This is a genomic window from Acinetobacter sp. YH12097 (assembly GCF_013419225.1).
In the GTDB taxonomy this organism is placed as follows: Bacteria; Pseudomonadota; Gammaproteobacteria; order Pseudomonadales; family Moraxellaceae; genus Acinetobacter; species Acinetobacter amyesii.
Map to the genome: position 1 here is coordinate 19,342 of NZ_VPAN01000005.1, position 17,554 is coordinate 36,895.

Here is a 17,554-nt window from a genome sequence, read left to right on the forward strand (position 1 = left end):
TGAAATACGGGTTTAAGTACCCAAATTACTCATTTTAGAATGTTAAGTTTATACTATTCACCTTGTAGAATATAGCTTTACATTTGTTTTAAATCGTAAGTTTAATCAAGACTTGCATGGATGAATATCTTTTTAAAGATCTTATTGTTATTTGAATTTTTTTAAATATACAAAGTTGGTTTTATAGGGTGAATTGTTTAATCCTATAAATATTTTTGATTAAAATTACAGTCCTCATAGAACATCATTACACAATCGAAATTTGATTTTCTGATATAATTTAACGCTATTTACAACATAACGATGATTGATGATTCATCGATGACATAGGCTTCAGTATGTTACAACTCTCCGAATTAAAAATTGCCATAATCGGATTAGGTTATGTCGGTTTACCGCTAGCTGTTGAGTTTGGAAAAAAAGTTCCCGTGGTGGGTTTTGATATTCATCAAAAGCGTATTGATGAGCTACAGAGCGGACAAGATCATACTTTAGAAGTTTCACCAGAAGAATTAAAGCAAGCAACGCATTTAAGCTACACCACGAACTTACAGCAGTTAGTAGACTGTAATTTCTTTATTGTTACAGTTCCAACACCGATTGATGAATATAAGCAGCCAGATCTAACGCCATTAGTGAAAGCCTCAGAAAGCATTGCAAAAGTGTTGAAAAAAGGTGATGTGGTTGTTTATGAATCGACCGTTTATCCGGGTGCAACAGAAGAAGTCTGTATTCCTGTTTTAGAGAAAAATTCAGGCTTAATATTCAATCAGGATTTTTATGCAGGCTATAGCCCTGAACGAATTAATCCGGGCGATAAACTGCACCGTGTGACGAATATTTTAAAAATCACTTCGGGTTCAACACCTGAAGTTGCTGATTATGTTGATGAAGTCTATAACCTGATTATTGAAGCAGGCACACATAAAGCAGCCAGCATCAAAGTAGCTGAAGCTGCGAAGGTGATTGAAAATACACAGCGCGATGTGAATATTGCCTTAATTAATGAATTGGCATTGATTTTCAATAAAATGGGCATTGATACCGAAGCGGTATTACAAGCGGCAGGTACTAAATGGAATTTCTTACCATTCCGCCCAGGTTTGGTTGGTGGTCACTGTATCGGCGTTGACCCGTACTACCTAACCCATAAAGCACAAGCGATTGGCTACAACCCTGAAATTATTTTAGCGGGTCGCCGTTTAAATGATGGTATGGGCGCTTATGTGGTCACTCAGTTGGTGAAAGCCATGCTGAAAAAACGCATTCAAGTAGAAGATGCCAAAGTCTTAATTTTAGGTTTAAGCTTTAAAGAAAACTGTCCGGATATCCGCAATACCCGCATCATTGATATTGTGAATGAGCTGAAAGAATACCATATTGATGCCGATATCTATGATCCTTGGGTTGATGGCGTTGAGGCTGAACATGAGTACGGCATTAGCCCAGTACAGGCGCTGGAAAATGGCAAGTATGATGCTGTAATTTTGGCTGTTGCTCATCACCAGTTTAAAGATATGGGCGTAGATGCCATCCGTGCTTTGGGTAAAGCTGATCATGTGCTGTATGACTTGAAATACGTGTTATCTCAAGCCGAATCTGATCTTCGTTTGTAAGAGGGCCATACCAAAATGAATCAATATCAACAGGTATGTGAAAACCTTAAAATAGCGCCTAAAACATGGCTGGTAACTGGAGTTGCTGGATTTATTGGTTCAAACTTGCTTGAAACTTTATTAAAGCTGAATCAAACCGTAGTGGGTTTAGATAACTTTGCCACAGGTCATCAGCATAATTTGGATGAAGTGCAAAGTTTAGTGACTGCTGAGCAATGGGCAAAATTCAGTTTTATTGAAGGTGATATTCGCCAATTTTCCGACTGCCAAAAAGCCTGTGCAGGCGTGGATTATGTCCTGCATGAAGCCGCTTTAGGTTCTGTACCGCGTTCGATTGCCGATCCGATCATCACCAATGACACCAATATTAGCGGTTTCTTAAATATGCTCACTGCTGCGCGTGATGCAGGTGTTGCCAGCTTTACATATGCAGCCAGCAGTTCGACTTATGGTGATCATCCTGCATTGCCAAAAGTAGAAGAAAATATTGGTAATCCGCTTTCACCGTATGCAGTGACCAAATACGTGAATGAACTATACGCCGATGTTTTTGCACGCAGCTACGGTTTTAAAGCGATTGGTTTACGTTACTTCAATGTCTTTGGTCAACGCCAAGATCCAAACGGCGCTTATGCTGCGGTGATTCCGAAATGGACGGCATCGATGATCGCGGGTGAAGATGTCTTCATCAATGGTGATGGTGAAACCAGTCGTGATTTCTGTTTTATTGATAATACGGTTCAAGCCAATATTTTGGCGGCGACAGCATCGGATGAAGCGAAAAACCAAGTGTATAACGTGGCTGTGGGTGACCGTACTACGTTGAATGAGTTATATCGTGCCATTCAGGTGGCACTTGCTGAAAATGCGGTGAACTTTGAGCGCGATCCTGTGTACCGTGATTTCCGAGCTGGTGATGTACGTCATTCACAAGCCAGCATTGCCAAAATTGAGCAAGGCTTGGGTTATGCACCGCAGTTTAAAATTGCCGAAGGCATTCAACTGGCGATGCGTTGGTACGTAAACAACTTAAAATGATATTGAACAGATGATTGCGAAAATTTTCGCAAAGTATCAGTCGATTGGGCTGATTACCTTAAGTTTACTGGCAGGTGCGATAATGACATTTATCGCACTTCCTGTTTTAACACGCCTATATTCTGTTGCTGACTTTGGGGCTTACGGGATTGCATTGGCGATAGTCAGTGTTATATCGACGGTGGCGAATTTACGTCTTGATCAAGCTTTATTGGTTGCCGAAGAAGGTGATAAAAAAAGCCTGATCTTTGAAGGGGCTATATTCTCAACAGTAATCGCTGTGATGAGTGGCATCGTTATCAGCGTGATTTTAAATGTTGAAATGGCGTTTGCTGTGGCAACGGGTGTGCTTGCCAATACCCTGATTCAAAGCCTATATAATTATCAATTTTCCGCACATAAAGAATATTTTTGTGCAGGTTTAAATATTTTTAGAAGTGCCATTGTCGTGTTGGTGCAACTCTCGTTGCCATTCGTGATGCAGATCAGCTTGGTGAATAGTTATAACGTCAGCTCGATTATCATGATTGTGGCGGTGCTGATTTATTTACTAAAGAATCAACTGTATCAAGTGAGTTGGCAAGCATTTAAACATTACAAAGATTTTATTTATGCCAATACACCTCATGCCTTGCTGAATAGTTTTTCGCATAATTTGCCTTACTATGTGGTGTCGCATTTTGTCGGTGTGCAGGCGATGGGCTTCTATGCCATTGTCGAAAGGACTTTGCGTGTTCCGATTAATTTGATTTCGCAAACTTTGCGTCAGTTCTTTATTCGCAAATTTAAAACCACGGATTCCAATCAAAGTGCTTTAAAGGCGAGTGTACTACTCAGTCTGGTTTCACTGCCATTATTTGCTTTGGTCTTTGTATTGCCTGAATCTTTATATTTATGGGTTTTTGGCAGTGAATGGGTGGGTATTTCGAGCTATTTCCAAATTTTAGCTTTGGGCTATTGGGCGATTTTCTGTAATCCGCCAAGCTCAGCTTTTCTGATTGCTAAGCGCAATAGCCAAGTGCTGTTTAAGTTGCAAATCGTAGAACTCATGATTAAGTTCGCTTTATTTGCAGGCTTCTATGCAGTCTTTGCTGATAAAGTATATATGTTGCTTGCGGTGCCTGTAGCACTGATCATTTATAACTTTGCCATTTTATATGTGGTGTGGAGAAACAAAAACTGATGTTTTTTAAAATCTTAAAATACATGAATTGGTTTGCTTCACAGTGCCGTAAAGTGATGTACAACATGGCATTTGGCACGCAATTCCGTTACTTCGGCAAAGGCTGTACAGTCGAAATCAGCGGACAAGTGAAGATCGGCAACAATGTTTATATTGGCGATCATGTCAGTTTAATCGTCGAGCAAGGTGCGATTTTAGAAATTGCAGATCACAGTTTTATTGGTGAAAGCTGTTATATCAAATGCTTTGGTGGCAAGGTGTCGATTGGTCAAGACGTCAGCATTAACTCGAAGTCTTTTATCAATGGCTGTGGTGGTATCACCATTGGCCATAACACCCGTATTGGTACGCAAAGTATTATCATCGCCAGCAACCATAAATTTGGTGAACCTGATCTGTTGGTGAAAGATGCGATTACCAAGCAGGGCGTGAGTTTGGGGCAAAATATTTGGCTTGGCGCACGGGTTACGATACTTGATGGTGTAACTATTGCCGATGATAGTGTAATTGGCGCCTGTAGTTTGGTATCTAAACCTTTGCCTGAATCAGGGGTGTATGTCGGTATTCCGGCCAAAAAAATCAAATCTGTGTAAAGTGCTATGCGTATCGTAAAACACATTTTCAGCGTAAAATATTCAGCTTAATTTTCTCCCTTTTGATTTTCTGGTCCTGACATAGGTCATACGTATGGCATTTATGGTTTCTGCTTTTCGACAGCTGTTTGATCTTGCTTATTTTATGGCGAAGGGCAGTGTGGCTTATGCACGTAAAAAAGGTGTGAAAGTCGGTGAAAACTGCCGAATCTATATTAAAAGTTGGGGCTCAGAACCGTTCTTGGTCAGTATTGGCGATCATGTGACGGTCACTTCAGGAGTGAAATTTATTACCCATGATGGCAGTACTTGTTTAATCAAAGATGAGCAAGGTAAACGCTACCAACGCTTTGCCCCAATTCAAGTCGGTTCGCATGTGTTTATTGGGGTCAATACAATCGTTATGCCCGGTGTGAGCATTGGTTCAAATGTAGTGATTGGCGCAGGCTCAGTGGTGACCAAAGACATTCCTGATCATAGTGTGGCGATTGGTGTACCTGCCAAAGTGGTATCCAGTTTTGCCGACTACCAAGCCAAAATTCAAAGTACCTGTGCCAGTGATACTGACTTAGCTGGTATTACGGATTATCGTGAGCGGGTGGAACGTGCCATGGCGATTCAAGCCTCAAAAACACTGCATTAATATTCTCCCATTTTAAAATTTAGGTCTGATTATGTTGAATAAAGTCATGTTCTTTTTGCCGAGCTTGGGCGGTGGCGGTGCAGAACGTACAGTCATTCAACTCGCTAACAGCTTTGCTGAACAAGGTCTGAATATTCATTTGGGCGTGTGTGATGTCACAGGTGATAAAGCTAAGCTGTTGCCTGAAGTCAGCCGGAAAATTCAATTGGTCAATTTTAATTGCGGTCGGGTGATGAATAGCATTACACCGTTAAAGATGAAGCTGAAAGCTGAGCACTATGATTGTTTGGTGGCAACGCAAACCCATACCAATATTGTGGCGGGCATTGCCAAAAAGCTGGCAGGCGTTCAAACCGCATTAATTTTCCGTGAAGTATCGACGCCATCTAAGAATTTGAAATTGCAGGGCATTGCCAAATTTGTGCTGAAAACTTTGGTGAATTGGACCTATCCCATGGCCCAGCAAGTGGTTTGTGTCTCTAAAGGCGTAGAAGCCGATTTTCGTGAATATTATGCTTATAAGAAAAATAATCTGAGCACCATTTATAACCCTGTACTAGATGATGCCTATTTTGAAAAACTGAAAGTGCCCGTCACACACAAATTTTTCAATGAAAGCAATAAAGTGATTTTGGCGGTAGGTCGCCTGACTGAAGCAAAAAACTTTGGTTTTTTGATCCGTTCTTTTAAAGCCTTACATGATCAGCATTCTGAAACCCGATTATTGATTTTAGGTGAGGGCGAACTGCGTGCAGAGTTTGAGGCTTTAGTTGCTGAATTGGGTTTAAAAGACGTGGTGGATTTGCCGGGCTTTGATGCCAATCCATACGCTTATTTTAAATATGCATCGCTATTTGTTTTAAGCTCGAATTGGGAAGGCTTGCCGGGTGTACTTATTCAAGCCTTAGCCTCTAAAGTGAAAGTGGTGAGTACCAACTGTCCAAGTGGACCAATGGAAATTCTAGAAAACTCTAAGTTTGGTTTATTGGTTGAATGTAATGATCAGGCAGGTTTAACCCAAGCGATGCAACAGGCAATTTTTGCAGATTATGTGCGATATCAAGATGCTGATTTTGAATCACATATTCAGCAGTTTCATAAGCAAACCGTGCTCAAGCAGTATTTGCGAATGATGGAGTCGGCGGCATGAGCAAACCCTTGATGGTACATGTGATCACCAACTTTGCAGGCGTGGGTGGTGCCGAAATGATGTTGGCACGCTTAATTCAGCAAACTGAACATGACTATCAGCACGTGATCATTGCACTGATGAAAACTTCCGAGGTGTATCAAAGTACTTTAGAGCGTTGTCAGTCGCATTATGCGCTCGGTTGGAATGGTTTAAATACGCTGAGTACGGTGAGTCAGCTGCGCGCATTACTCAAAAAGCTACAGCCCACAACGGTGCAATGCTGGATGTACCATGCCAATGCATTGACCAGTCTGAGTGTTATTGGTTTAGCGAAAAAACCAAAGGTCGTATGGGGTATTCATCATTCTCTTGCTTCTCCTAAAGATGAATCAATCAGCACCAAGATTGCCTTGGGCATAAGCAAAATACTGTCACAGCAACCTAGTGCTATTATTTATTGTGCGCATTCGTCCATGCAGCAGCATCAGGCCTTCGGCTTTAAAAATGGCAATAGCCAAGTGATTGCCAATGGCGTATTTCTCGATAAGTTTCAGCCTAATCCCCAATTGCATGAACCAACCGTGATTGGTTTTGCAGGGCGTTACCATACGGCCAAGGGCTATCCCTATTTGTTTGAAGCTATGGGTTTGCTGAAAGATAAAAACATCATCTTTAAAATTGCAGGCAGCGGTGCAAGCCTAGAGAATCATGAAGTGAAAACTATGTTCGAGCAGTATCAGCTAGATGCTCAAAAAGTGTATTTGCTTGATCAAATCTCAGATATGCCTGCTTTTTATCAGTCGATAGATGCCTTTTTGATGACGTCAATTACCGAAGGTTTTCCGAATGTCTTGGTAGAAGCGATGGCATCAGGTTTGCCCTGCATCAGCACCGATGTAGGTGATGCGCAATATATTGTGCAAGAGCTTGGCGAAATTGTACCGCCACGTAATGCTCAAGCGTTGGCAGAGGCGATTTTGTCATATCTACATAAAACTGAAGCAGAAAAACAAGCCTTAAAACAAGCAGCGCGTGAACGGGTCGAGCAGAATTTCAGTATTGCGACCGTTAGCCGTCAATATATGCAGGTGTGGAGCCAACAGGCATGAAATTTTTAATGATCAGCAGTTTTTTGCCTTCTGTTTTAAATTTCCGCGGGAAACTGTTGGAAGCTATTCATGCACAAGGCTACGAAATTCATATTATGGCGCCTGAATTCGCATCATTCCCTGAAGAACAGCAAAAACTGCAAGCCCTTGGCTATCATCTGCATGAAATTCCCATGCAGCGCACAGGCACCAATCCACTGGCAGATTTAAAACTGTTAAAACATCTTTATCAGCAAATCCGTCAAATTCAGCCTGACTATGTGCTGTCTTATACCATTAAACCAGTCATTTACGGCACGCTGGCTGGATGGCTTGCAAAAGTACCACATCGTTTTGCTTTAATTACCGGTCTAGGTTATGCCTTCCAAAATGTAGAATCGGGCAAACGCAGTCTGTTTCAAAAACTGGTGCATGGTTTATATGCACAGGCTTTAAAACATAGCGACAAAGTCTTTTTCCAAAATCCGGATGATCTCAAATTATTTCAAGAGATGCATTTGCTTGACGCTGAAAAACCGACGGTGGTGGTGAATGGCTCAGGGGTCAATGTACAAGACTTTGATGTATTGCCCTTACCGCAAAATGATGCGGGGACAGTCAAAGCCTCATTCTTACTGATTGCACGTTTGCTCGGTGATAAAGGCGTACGTGAATATGCCGAAGCCGCACGGATCATCAAAGCAAAACACCCAGCAACAGAGTTTCATTTGGTCGGTTGGATTGATGATAATCCTTCGGCCATTTCACAAGCTGAACTTGATGAATGGATTGCCGATGGTCGCCTCAAATATTGGGGCAAACTCAGTGACGTGCGTCCTACAATTGCAGAAAGCTCGGTCTATGTATTGCCGTCCTACCGTGAAGGTACGCCACGTACGGTATTAGAGGCGATGGCGATGGGTCGAGCGATTATTACCACTGATGCACCGGGTTGTCGTGAAACGGTATCGCACGGTGTGAATGGTTATTTGGTCGGGGTGAAGTCTATAGATGATTTGGTGCAATGCATGCAATACTTTATTGAAGATCCAAAATTGATTGAATATATGGGGCAGCGTTCACGTGAAATCGCGCTGAATAAATATGATGTGCATCAAGTGAATAAGCACATGATGGCTGAAATGGATATCCATTAAAGGCGATTCATCGAATTTTAGAGGCGATCCAGATGACTTTAAAATATATAAAAAGTGATTTATACCGCTATACGGGCAATCTTGGTTTTAAATCATTTTTGAAAACTTATTTATTCAATCGCGGTTTTAATTTTTCATTTTGGCTGCGTTTAGCCAGTGCAAAATCATTTTGGGCGAAGCTGGCTTATCCAATTTATTATTATAAAAAAAAGCAGTACGGCATAGATATTCATACCACAACTCAAATTGGCTATGGCTTGTTTATTGGTCATGGCGGGCCACTGGTTGTTAACCCTACGACTGTGCTTGGCAATAATGTGAATTTATCACAATTTACAACGATTGGTGCCAATGGTGGGCGTAAAGCTGCAGAAATTGGTGACAATGTTTATATTGGGCCGAATGTTTGCATCATTGAGCATGTCAAAATTGGCAATAATGCCACTATTGGTGCGGGCAGCGTTGTGACGAAAGATATTCCTGAAAATGCAACTGCAGTAGGAAACTACGCGAAGGTTATTAGCATGAATAATCCAGGTCATGCAGTCAATCGTCGTTGGATAGACCTCTAAACTGCTATATTCTTTGGCAGCTTTTAGAATGGGGACTACTTGAGTCCCTTTGGCCGTTAAAATATTTTACAAATCTGATGGCGTCGAACAGGGTATAATCATTGCTAGAAATGGATACCATTCCCCCATCTTTATCTAACCTTAAGAGTGAACCATGTTAAAGCGCTTATTGGATATTGTTATCGCATCATCTGCGCTGGTGCTGCTGTCTCCTGTTTATGCTTTAGTGGCTTATAAGGTGAAAAAGAATTTAGGTTCGCCAGTCTTATTTCGTCAGGTACGTCCGGGTCTGCATGGTAAACCGTTTGAAATGGTGAAGTTCCGAACCATGAAAGATGCACTTGATGCGCAGGGTAATCCATTACCTGACAGTGAGCGTCTGACGTCATTCGGAAAAATGCTCCGTGCCACCAGTTTGGATGAAATGCCTGAACTGTGGAATGTGATTAAAGGCGATATGAGTATTGTCGGACCACGACCATTATTGATGGAATATTTACCGCTCTATAATCGTGAGCAGGCCAAGCGTCATCATGTGCGTCCGGGCATTACAGGTCATGCTCAAGTGAATGGTCGCAATGCCATTTCATGGGAAAAAAAGTTTGAACTCGATACTTGGTATGTGGAAAATCAGTCCTTATGGCTCGATTTTAAAATCATGCTAAAAACCGTGAAAAAAGTGATTGCCAAGGATGATATCAGTGCCGAAGGCGAAGCCACCATGACAAAATTTACCGGCACACCGGAACAAAAATAATGACAACACTCTATGCGATTTATGGGGCTTCAGGTTGTGGACGTAGCCTGATGCCTGTCGCGCGTCAGCAATTGGTACGTCAAGGTGATGCGTCTGAAATTATCTTTATCGATGATGCTTTAACAGAGATTGGTGTGGTGAATGGTCATCGTGCCATGAATTACTCAGCATTTTTAAATGAATCAGCATCGACAAAATACGTGCAAATAGCGATTGCCAATAGTCATGTACGCGAAAAAATCGCTCAGCGTTTAGAAGCAGATGGCATTCAGCTTTGGTCGATCGCTGCGGACCATGTGGTTTTAATGGATCAAATTGAACTCGCTGAAGGTTCTGCTTTGAGTACTTTTGTCAGCATTGGCTCAAATGTCAAAATCGGCAAGTGTTTTCATGCCAATTTATACAGTTATGTCGAGCATGATTGTGTGATTGGAGATTTTGTTACTTTCGCGCCAGGCGTAAAATGCAACGGCAATATTCATATACACGCGCATGCCTATATTGGCGCGGGTGCGATGATTAAGCAGGGCACACCTGATCAGCCTTTAGTGATTGGTGCAGGTGCGATTGTGGGTATGGGTGCTGTCGTGACCAAAAGTGTACCCGCAGGCGTCACTGTGGTCGGTAATCCCGCCCGAATTGTGACTTCAAAATAGATTTTTAAACTCGATTTTTAGACTGGGAAAATTCCATGTTAAACAGTGCATTTGAGCCTTGGCCAAGCTTTACCCAAGCAGAAGCCGATGCGGTGTCAAAGGTCCTATTATCCAATAAAGTGAATTATTGGACAGGTCAGGAATGCCGTGAATTCGAAAAGGAATTTGCACAGTTTGCAGGAACCAAGCATGCAGTTGCCGTTGCCAATGGTACAGTGGCTTTAGATTTAGCCCTCAAAGCTTTGGGTGTGGGTGCAGGGGATGACGTGATTGTCACCTCACGGACTTTCTTGGCATCAGCAAGTTCAATTGTCACCGCAGGTGCCAATCCGATTTTTGCCGATGTTGAACTCGATTCACAAAATATTTCACGCCGTACCATTGAAGCGGTTTTAACACCCAATACCAAAGCGATTATTTGTGTGCATTTGGCAGGTTGGATGTGTGATATGGATCCGATCATGCAATTGGCTGAGGAAAAAGGCATTTTTGTAATTGAAGACTGTGCCCAAGCACATGGCGCGATGTACAAAGGCAAATCGGCAGGTTCAATTGGTCATATTGGGGCGTGGTCATTCTGCCAAGACAAGATTATGACTACAGGCGGTGAAGGCGGGATGGTCACCACCAATGATGAAGGTCTTTGGAAAACAATGTGGTCGTATAAAGATCACGGTAAAAACTTTGATAGCGTCTATAACAAGCAACATCCACCGGGTTTCCGTTGGTTGCATGACTCATTTGGCACCAACTGGCGCATGATGGAAATGCAAGCGGTCATTGGTCGTCTGCAACTCAAACAAATGTCTGAATGGACGGCAAAACGTAATGCCAATATGGCACGTATCCAAGCAGTATTTGAAAATAGTCCTTACTTTACCGTAGCGAAACCATCTAGAGACTATGTACATGCCGCTTATAAATGCTATGTGCAAGTCAATGTTGATGCTTTGCCAGAAGGCTGGTCACGTGACCGCATCATGGCGGAAATTTCATCTCAAGCTGTTCCATGCTTTAGTGGATCATGTTCAGAAGTATATTTAGAAAAAGCCTTTGATGGCACAGCATGGCGTCCAAAACAATCATTGCCACAAGCAAAACAACTCGGTGAAAGCAGTTTGATGTTCTTGGTACATCCAACATTGTCGGATGCCAGCCTGCAAAAAACCGTGGATGTCATTACGCAAGTCATCGCAAAAATCTAAACCTGAAAAGCGCGTATAATAATACGCGCGAATATTCCCTTGACCTGATTCGAGCACGTTGTGAAAGACATTATCCGATCTATAGCATCACTACCGCGTCGCCAAAAGCAAATTGTTTTGGTGCTGATGGATATCTGTGTTTTACCGTTGATGATGTGGCTGGCTTATGCCATTCGTTTGGCGCGTCCGAATGTACAGGTCATGCAAGGTTTAGATGCTTGGTATATCTATGTCGGTATTTTTGGCATTGCAATTTTTGCTTTGCTCGGGATTTACCGCGCAATTGTCCGTTCTTTTAATGAAGACTATTTGTTGCGAATTTTAATCGGGACATTTATTCAAATCGTGGCCTTGTATACGATTAAAAAACTGAATGTTGCTTTTATACCTATGAGTATTCCACTGATGTATGGCTTTATGCTTTTTTCATACATGTGGTGGAGCCGTGCAGTCATTCGTTATGCAACATTAAAAACCTTTGCCAAAAAGCAAAGCCGTAAGCGCGTGGCAATTTATGGTGCAGGCTTAGCAGGTCAGCAAATTGCCGCTGCTTTAAACCGTTCAGATGACTATTTACCAGTGTGTTTTATCGATGATAAACGCTCTTTAAAAGGACAGTCATTAAGCGGTTTAAAGATTTATTCACCCAAAAAAGCACAAACTAAATTGGGTAAATTTGGTATTGAAGAAGTCTTACTTGCCATGCCTTCTGTTGGACGTGCACGAAAAAAAGAGATTATTGAATCTTTTGATTCGGCAGATGTCAAAATTATGGAGTTGCCTGGGGTCACCCAGTTGGTCGATGGGCAAGTCCAAGTCTCTGATATTCGTGAAGTGGATATTATTGATTTACTGGGGCGTGATCCTGTACCGCCTAAAGCTGAATTGTTAGAAAAAAACATTAAAAATAAAGTGGTCATGGTGACAGGAGCAGGGGGGTCGATCGGCTCTGAGTTATGCCGTCAGATCGTGAAGCATCAGCCGAAATTGCTGGTGCTGTTTGAAATGTCTGAATTTGCTTTGTATTCAATTGACCGTGAATTGCAGGCATCTGATATACACATTATTCCAGTCTTAGGTTCTGTCACCAATCAGTCAAAACTGGAACGTATATTGCAACAATATGCGGTACAAACGGTGTATCACGCGGCGGCTTATAAGCATGTGCCGCTTGTGGAGGCAAATCCTTTTGAAGGTATTTACAATACCTCAATTGGTACACAGCGCAGTGTGGATGCTGCGGTGAATCAAAATGTTGAAACTTTTGTATTAATTTCAACGGATAAAGCCGTGCGTCCAACCAATGTGATGGGCGCTTCTAAACGTATGGCAGAGCTGTATTGTCAGGGTTTAGCATCGACCAATCCAAAGACTCAAATCAGTATTGTACGTTTTGGTAATGTGCTGGGTTCATCAGGTTCTGTAGTGCCATTGTTTAAAAAGCAAATTGCCCAAGGTGGTCCTGTGACAGTGACACATCCTGAAGTAACGCGTTACTTTATGACCATTCCAGAGGCTGCACAGCTGGTGATTCAAGCAGGGGCAATGGGTACTGGTGGTGATGTATTTTTATTAGATATGGGTGAGCCAGTTAAAATTGTAGACTTAGCCAAACAAATGATTCGCTTGAGTGGTTTTAAGCCTGCAGATGAAAAAGGGCTTGGGGATATTAAGATTGAATTTACAGGGCTAAGACCAGGTGAGAAATTGTACGAGGAGCTATTAATAGATGCAGAAAATGTTGAAAAAACAAAGCATGAGCGGATTTTAAAATCTTTTGAGCAATTTTATAGCATTAAAGAAATGAAGGAAGTTTATGTAAATTTTGAAAAGATACATAAAGATGAAGATAGGTTGAGTTTGCATAAAATCCTTGAAAATCATGTGGATGGATTTGTTAGGTAAAAATACAATCTGATTATATTATAATGAGAGAATTATATTTAAATAAAATGAAGCGTATTTTTCGCAGATTTTGTAAAAAATATGTATAATTCCTCGCGTTAAAATTTTTTGAATGATTATTTTATAAGTTATGGCAATTATTATGCCTGCAATTTACTTTGAAACATAATGTAAATGAATGCCAATGGAATAATGGGACATGTGCATATATTTAACCAAGAAGAGCGGTGAGGACGAATGTCTAAAATAACAGTAGTTGGTACGGGTTATGTGGGGCTTTCAAATGCGATGCTTTTCGCAGAGAAACATGAAGTTACTGCATTAGATATAGATAAACATCGTGTAAATTTGTTACAACAATTAAAATCACCCATCCAAGATGAGTTAATTGAACAGTATCTCACTAAAAAAAATATTCACTTTAAAGTGACGATGGATCAGCATGAAGCTTATGCTATGGCTGATTTTATTATTGTTGCAACACCAACAAACTATGATGAGAGCACAAATTATTTTGATACAAGCTCAATCGAGCAAGTATTAGCTTATTTAAGTGAAATTCAAAGTAAATCGATCATTATTATTAAATCGACAATACCAGTTGGTTTTACAGCAAAAATGCAAAATCAATATTCAGATTTACATATTGTATTTGCCCCAGAGTTTTTGCGTGAAGGCAAAGCACTCTTTGATAACTTGTACCCATCGCGGATTGTCGTTGGTGAAAAAAGTGATGTTGGTGAGACCATTGGGCTTTTATTTAAAAATTCTTGCTTAAAAGATGATGTTGATGTTTTGTTGATGGACGCAACTGAAGCAGAAGCAGTTAAATTGTTTTCAAATACATATTTGGCAATGCGTGTAGCTTATTTTAATGAGCTAGATAGTTATTGTGCACTTCGTGGTTTAAATTCGAAAGATATTATTCAGGCTGTTGGTTTAGATCCACGCATTGGTTCGCATTATAATAATCCATCATTTGGCTATGGTGGTTATTGCTTACCTAAAGATACCAAACAGCTTTTAGCAAATTATCAAGATGTACCTCAGAGCTTAATTTCTGCCATTATTCAATCGAATACCACACGTAAAGATTTTATTGCAGAAGAAATATTGAAAAAATCACCTAAGGTTGTTGGAATTTATCGTTTGGTGATGAAAGCGGGCAGTGATAACTTTAGGCAGTCTGCAATACAAGGCATTATGAAACGCCTTAAAGCAAAAGGCATTGAGTTGGTAATTTATGAGCCAGCTTTGCATGAGGGCGCATTTTATAATTCAAAAGTATTAACAGATATTCACGAGTTTAAAGCCACTGCTGATATTATTATTGCAAATAGAATAGTGGCAGATTTGGATGATGTGTTAGATAAAGTGTATACACGTGATTTATTTGGCGATAATTAATACCATTTATATTTAATAACTTGATTGGAATTTAACGATGAAAAAAGCACTGATTACGGGGATTACAGGTCAGGATGGTTCTTACCTTGCAGAATTTTTATTAGAAAAAGGTTACGAAGTACACGGTATTAAGCGTCGTTCTTCATTATTTAATACACAGCGTATTGACCATATTTATCAAGACCCACATGAGTCTCATGCTCGTTTACACTTACATTATGGTGATCTAACTGATACATCAAACTTGACGCGTATTTTGGCGGAAGTTCAACCTGATGAAGTTTATAACTTAGGTGCACAGTCACATGTGGCAGTGTCATTTGAATCACCAGAATACACTGCAGATGTAGATGCGATTGGTACACTACGTTTATTGGAAGCAATCCGCTTTTTAGGCTTAGAAAAGAAAACTAAATTTTATCAAGCCTCTACTTCTGAGTTGTATGGTTTAGTCCAAGAAATTCCACAAAAAGAAACAACGCCGTTCCATCCACGTTCACCGTATGCAGTAGCTAAAATGTATGCCTATTGGATTGCAGTGAACTACCGTGAAGCGTATGGCATGTTTGCATGTAATGGTATTTTATTTAACCATGAGTCACCACGACGTGGTGAAACCTTTGTAACACGTAAAATTACCCGTGGTTTAGCCAATATTGCTCAAGGCTTAGACCAGTGTTTATATATGGGTAATTTAGATTCACTGCGTGACTGGGGCCATGCTAAAGATTATGTACGTATGCAATGGATGATGTTACAGCAAGATCAGCCTGAAGATTTTGTTATTGCGACAGGTGTTCAGTATAGTGTGCGTCAATTTATTGAATGGTCAGCACTTGAACTTGGCATTACTTTGGAATTCACGGGTACGGGTGTGGATGAAAAAGGTATTGTCGTTAAGGTAGAAGGTGATGATGCACCTTCAGTGAATGTTGGGGATGTATTGATTGCTGTAGATCCGCGTTATTTCCGCCCTGCTGAAGTTGAAACATTACTTGGTGACCCATCTAAAGCAAAAGAAGTCCTTGGCTGGACACCTGAAATTACAGTGCAAGAAATGTGTGCTGAAATGGTGGCTGAAGATTTGAAAGAAGCACAACGTATTGCATTATTAAAAGCCCATGGTCATAACGTATCTGTATCTTTGGAGCACTAACAAATGTCAGTTGATTTAAATCAACGCATTTTTGTGGCTGGCCATCGTGGGATGGTCGGCTCAGCAATTGTGCGCCAGCTTCAAGCCAAAGGCTACACAAATATTATAGTAGCAACACATGCTGAACTTGATTTATGTAGTCAGGTAGCAGTAAATGACTTTTTTAAAACACATCAAATTGATCAAGTGTATTTAGCTGCAGCGAAAGTGGGTGGTATTCATGCCAATAATGAATATCCAGCGGACTTCATTTATCAAAATTTGATGATAGAAGCAAATGTAATACACGCTGCCCATGTAAATGGCGTACAAAAGCTGATGTTTTTAGGGTCATCATGCATTTACCCTAAAATGGCACACCAACCTATGGTTGAGTCTGAGCTTTTGACGGGTGTCTTAGAAAGTACCAATGAACCTTATGCTGTAGCAAAAATTGCGGGTATTAAGCTGTGTGAAAGTTACAACCGTCAGTTTGGACGGGATTATCGTAGCGTAATGCCAACGAATTTGTATGGTCCGCATGATAATTATCACCCTGAAAATAGCCATGTAATTCCTGCATTACTTCGCCGTTTTCATGAAGCGGTAAAAGACAATGCTGAAGTGGTAACCATTTGGGGTAGTGGTAAGCCAATGCGTGAATTCTTGTATGTTGATGATATGGCAGCAGCCAGCATTCATGTAATGGAGTTAGATGCTGAAATGTTTAAAGCCAATACGCAGCCGATGCTGAGTCATATTAACGTTGGAACAGGTATTGACTGTACAATTCGTGAACTGGCAGAAACTGTTGCTAAAGTTACTGGTTTCCAAGGTCGTCTTGAGTTTGATGCGACTAAACCTGATGGCACGCCACGTAAGCTGATGGATGTAAGTCGTTTGGCTGATCTTGGTTGGAAGGCGAGCATTTCATTAGAAGATGGTCTACGAGATGCCTATCAGTGGTATTTAAATAATATTGATTCTGCACGGTCTTAAATATGTGGTTACCAGACGAAACATTTAAAAGTGTCATTCAACATACACCTCTGATTTCGATTGATTTGATTGTTCGAAATGAGCAGGGTGAGGTTTTATTAGGTAAACGAGTTAATGCCCCTGCAAAGGGTTATTGGTTTGTACCTGGTGGGCGTGTACGCAAAAATGAAACTTTGGATGATGCTTTTGTTCGTTTGATCAAAGAAGAGCTTGGAATTGAATCTGGGATGACTCGTGCAGATGCCAAGTTTTTAGGTGTATATGAACATTTTTATGATGATTGTGTGTTTGGGGATGAGGTAAGTACACATTATATTGTTTTAGGCTATGAGATTAAGATAAATAGTTTGAAAAATCTATCTTTTACTCAGCACTTTGAATATAAATTATTAAATGAAGATCTATTATTGATTGATGAATTTGTAAATAAATATACAAAAAAATACTTCATTAATTTAAAGGATTAGA

17 protein-coding genes are annotated in these 17,554 nt (G+C 40.7%); all 17 read left to right on the top strand.

The genetic code is table 11. The features are described from left to right. Positions 1 to 338: 338 nt before the first annotated feature. The 17 genes from tviB to FTU37_RS03805 all read left to right on the top strand — a co-directional run bounded on the left by tviB (position 339) and on the right by FTU37_RS03805 (position 17,553). Entirely contained in the window at positions 339 to 1,616 is a 1,278-nt protein-coding gene (gene tviB, locus FTU37_RS03725; RefSeq protein ID WP_180123798.1) for a Vi polysaccharide biosynthesis UDP-N-acetylglucosamine C-6 dehydrogenase TviB, read from the top strand. Positions 1,617 to 1,631: 15 nt separating this feature from the next. Beyond that, the gene (locus tag FTU37_RS03730) at positions 1,632 to 2,654 is read left to right on the top strand and encodes an NAD-dependent epimerase/dehydratase family protein (protein ID WP_180123799.1); all 1,023 of its coding nucleotides are present in this window, start codon (positions 1,632 to 1,634) and stop codon (positions 2,652 to 2,654) included. Between the two features lie 10 nt (positions 2,655 to 2,664). Continuing rightward, entirely contained in the window at positions 2,665 to 3,837 is a 1,173-nt protein-coding gene (locus FTU37_RS03735; RefSeq protein WP_180123800.1) for a lipopolysaccharide biosynthesis protein, read from the top strand. Next, a complete protein-coding gene (locus FTU37_RS03740; RefSeq protein ID WP_180123801.1) occupies positions 3,837 to 4,430 on the top strand; it encodes an acyltransferase in 594 nt (197 codons plus the stop codon). Before FTU37_RS03735 ends, FTU37_RS03740 begins: the two co-directional genes overlap by 1 nt. Before the next feature lie 94 nt (positions 4,431 to 4,524). Then, the gene (locus FTU37_RS03745) at positions 4,525 to 5,073 is read left to right on the top strand and encodes an acyltransferase (protein WP_180123802.1); all 549 of its coding nucleotides are present in this window, start codon (positions 4,525 to 4,527) and stop codon (positions 5,071 to 5,073) included. A 31-nt stretch (positions 5,074 to 5,104) separates the two neighbouring features. Beyond that, positions 5,105 to 6,223, top strand: coding sequence for a glycosyltransferase (locus tag FTU37_RS03750; protein ID WP_180123803.1), 1,119 nt, complete (start codon positions 5,105 to 5,107; stop codon positions 6,221 to 6,223). Next, positions 6,220 to 7,314 carry a glycosyltransferase gene (locus tag FTU37_RS03755; RefSeq protein ID WP_180123804.1) on the top strand — a complete coding sequence of 365 codons (1,095 nt, stop codon included), beginning with the start codon at positions 6,220 to 6,222 and terminating at the stop codon, positions 7,312 to 7,314. Before FTU37_RS03750 ends, FTU37_RS03755 begins: the two co-directional genes overlap by 4 nt. Continuing rightward, entirely contained in the window at positions 7,311 to 8,450 is a 1,140-nt protein-coding gene (locus tag FTU37_RS03760; protein WP_180123805.1) for a glycosyltransferase family 4 protein, read from the top strand. The genes FTU37_RS03755 and FTU37_RS03760 overlap by 4 nt, the downstream gene beginning before the upstream one ends. Positions 8,451 to 8,482: 32 nt before the next feature. Then, positions 8,483 to 9,022 (top strand): serine O-acetyltransferase, encoded by a 540-nt coding sequence (locus FTU37_RS03765; RefSeq protein WP_180123806.1) that lies wholly within the window; start codon positions 8,483 to 8,485, stop codon positions 9,020 to 9,022. Between the two features lie 154 nt (positions 9,023 to 9,176). Beyond that, positions 9,177 to 9,779: a sugar transferase gene (locus FTU37_RS03770; protein ID WP_180059642.1), complete on the top strand. Its 603-nt coding sequence runs from the start codon at positions 9,177 to 9,179 to the stop codon at positions 9,777 to 9,779. Then, complete coding sequence (locus tag FTU37_RS03775) at positions 9,779 to 10,435, top strand: NeuD/PglB/VioB family sugar acetyltransferase (RefSeq protein WP_218954634.1); 657 nt, start codon at positions 9,779 to 9,781, stop codon at positions 10,433 to 10,435. The genes FTU37_RS03770 and FTU37_RS03775 overlap by 1 nt, the downstream gene beginning before the upstream one ends. Positions 10,436 to 10,470: 35 nt before the next feature. Then, positions 10,471 to 11,640 carry a DegT/DnrJ/EryC1/StrS aminotransferase family protein gene (locus tag FTU37_RS03780; RefSeq protein ID WP_180123807.1) on the top strand — a complete coding sequence of 390 codons (1,170 nt, stop codon included), beginning with the start codon at positions 10,471 to 10,473 and terminating at the stop codon, positions 11,638 to 11,640. A gap of 60 nt (positions 11,641 to 11,700) precedes the next feature. Next, the gene (locus tag FTU37_RS03785; RefSeq protein ID WP_180123808.1) at positions 11,701 to 13,545 is read left to right on the top strand and encodes a nucleoside-diphosphate sugar epimerase/dehydratase; all 1,845 of its coding nucleotides are present in this window, start codon (positions 11,701 to 11,703) and stop codon (positions 13,543 to 13,545) included. 237 nt (positions 13,546 to 13,782) lie between these two features. Then, positions 13,783 to 14,952: a nucleotide sugar dehydrogenase gene (locus tag FTU37_RS03790; protein ID WP_180123809.1), complete on the top strand. Its 1,170-nt coding sequence runs from the start codon at positions 13,783 to 13,785 to the stop codon at positions 14,950 to 14,952. A gap of 37 nt (positions 14,953 to 14,989) precedes the next feature. Next, complete coding sequence (gene gmd / locus FTU37_RS03795; RefSeq protein WP_120364583.1) at positions 14,990 to 16,108, top strand: GDP-mannose 4,6-dehydratase; 1,119 nt, start codon at positions 14,990 to 14,992, stop codon at positions 16,106 to 16,108. A gap of 3 nt (positions 16,109 to 16,111) precedes the next feature. Next, positions 16,112 to 17,086 (top strand): GDP-L-fucose synthase, encoded by a 975-nt coding sequence (locus FTU37_RS03800; RefSeq protein WP_180123810.1) that lies wholly within the window; start codon positions 16,112 to 16,114, stop codon positions 17,084 to 17,086. Between the two features lie 2 nt (positions 17,087 to 17,088). After that, positions 17,089 to 17,553 (top strand): GDP-mannose mannosyl hydrolase, encoded by a 465-nt coding sequence (locus FTU37_RS03805; RefSeq protein WP_180123811.1) that lies wholly within the window; start codon positions 17,089 to 17,091, stop codon positions 17,551 to 17,553. The last annotated feature ends 1 nt before the right edge of the window (position 17,554 follow it).

What these genes read in the sequence shown, in the direction of transcription:
- FTU37_RS03745 (WP_180123802.1), top strand. Translation starts at nt 4,525, where the DNA reads ATGGCATTTATGGTTTCTGCTTTTCGACAGCTGTTTGATCTTGCTTAT.
- FTU37_RS03800 (WP_180123810.1), top strand. Translation starts at nt 16,112, where the DNA reads ATGTCAGTTGATTTAAATCAACGCATTTTTGTGGCTGGCCATCGTGGG.
- FTU37_RS03805 (WP_180123811.1), top strand. Translation starts at nt 17,089, where the DNA reads ATGTGGTTACCAGACGAAACATTTAAAAGTGTCATTCAACATACACCT.
- gmd (WP_120364583.1), top strand. Translation starts at nt 14,990, where the DNA reads ATGAAAAAAGCACTGATTACGGGGATTACAGGTCAGGATGGTTCTTAC.
- FTU37_RS03735 (WP_180123800.1), top strand. Translation starts at nt 2,665, where the DNA reads ATGATTGCGAAAATTTTCGCAAAGTATCAGTCGATTGGGCTGATTACC.
- FTU37_RS03740 (WP_180123801.1), top strand. Translation starts at nt 3,837, where the DNA reads ATGTTTTTTAAAATCTTAAAATACATGAATTGGTTTGCTTCACAGTGC.
- FTU37_RS03790 (WP_180123809.1), top strand. Translation starts at nt 13,783, where the DNA reads ATGTCTAAAATAACAGTAGTTGGTACGGGTTATGTGGGGCTTTCAAAT.
- FTU37_RS03775 (WP_218954634.1), top strand. Translation starts at nt 9,779, where the DNA reads ATGACAACACTCTATGCGATTTATGGGGCTTCAGGTTGTGGACGTAGC.
- FTU37_RS03770 (WP_180059642.1), top strand. Translation starts at nt 9,177, where the DNA reads ATGTTAAAGCGCTTATTGGATATTGTTATCGCATCATCTGCGCTGGTG.
- FTU37_RS03755 (WP_180123804.1), top strand. Translation starts at nt 6,220, where the DNA reads ATGAGCAAACCCTTGATGGTACATGTGATCACCAACTTTGCAGGCGTG.
- FTU37_RS03750 (WP_180123803.1), top strand. Translation starts at nt 5,105, where the DNA reads ATGTTGAATAAAGTCATGTTCTTTTTGCCGAGCTTGGGCGGTGGCGGT.
- FTU37_RS03780 (WP_180123807.1), top strand. Translation starts at nt 10,471, where the DNA reads ATGTTAAACAGTGCATTTGAGCCTTGGCCAAGCTTTACCCAAGCAGAA.
- tviB (WP_180123798.1), top strand. Translation starts at nt 339, where the DNA reads ATGTTACAACTCTCCGAATTAAAAATTGCCATAATCGGATTAGGTTAT.
- FTU37_RS03765 (WP_180123806.1), top strand. Translation starts at nt 8,483, where the DNA reads ATGACTTTAAAATATATAAAAAGTGATTTATACCGCTATACGGGCAAT.
- FTU37_RS03760 (WP_180123805.1), top strand. Translation starts at nt 7,311, where the DNA reads ATGAAATTTTTAATGATCAGCAGTTTTTTGCCTTCTGTTTTAAATTTC.
- FTU37_RS03730 (WP_180123799.1), top strand. Translation starts at nt 1,632, where the DNA reads ATGAATCAATATCAACAGGTATGTGAAAACCTTAAAATAGCGCCTAAA.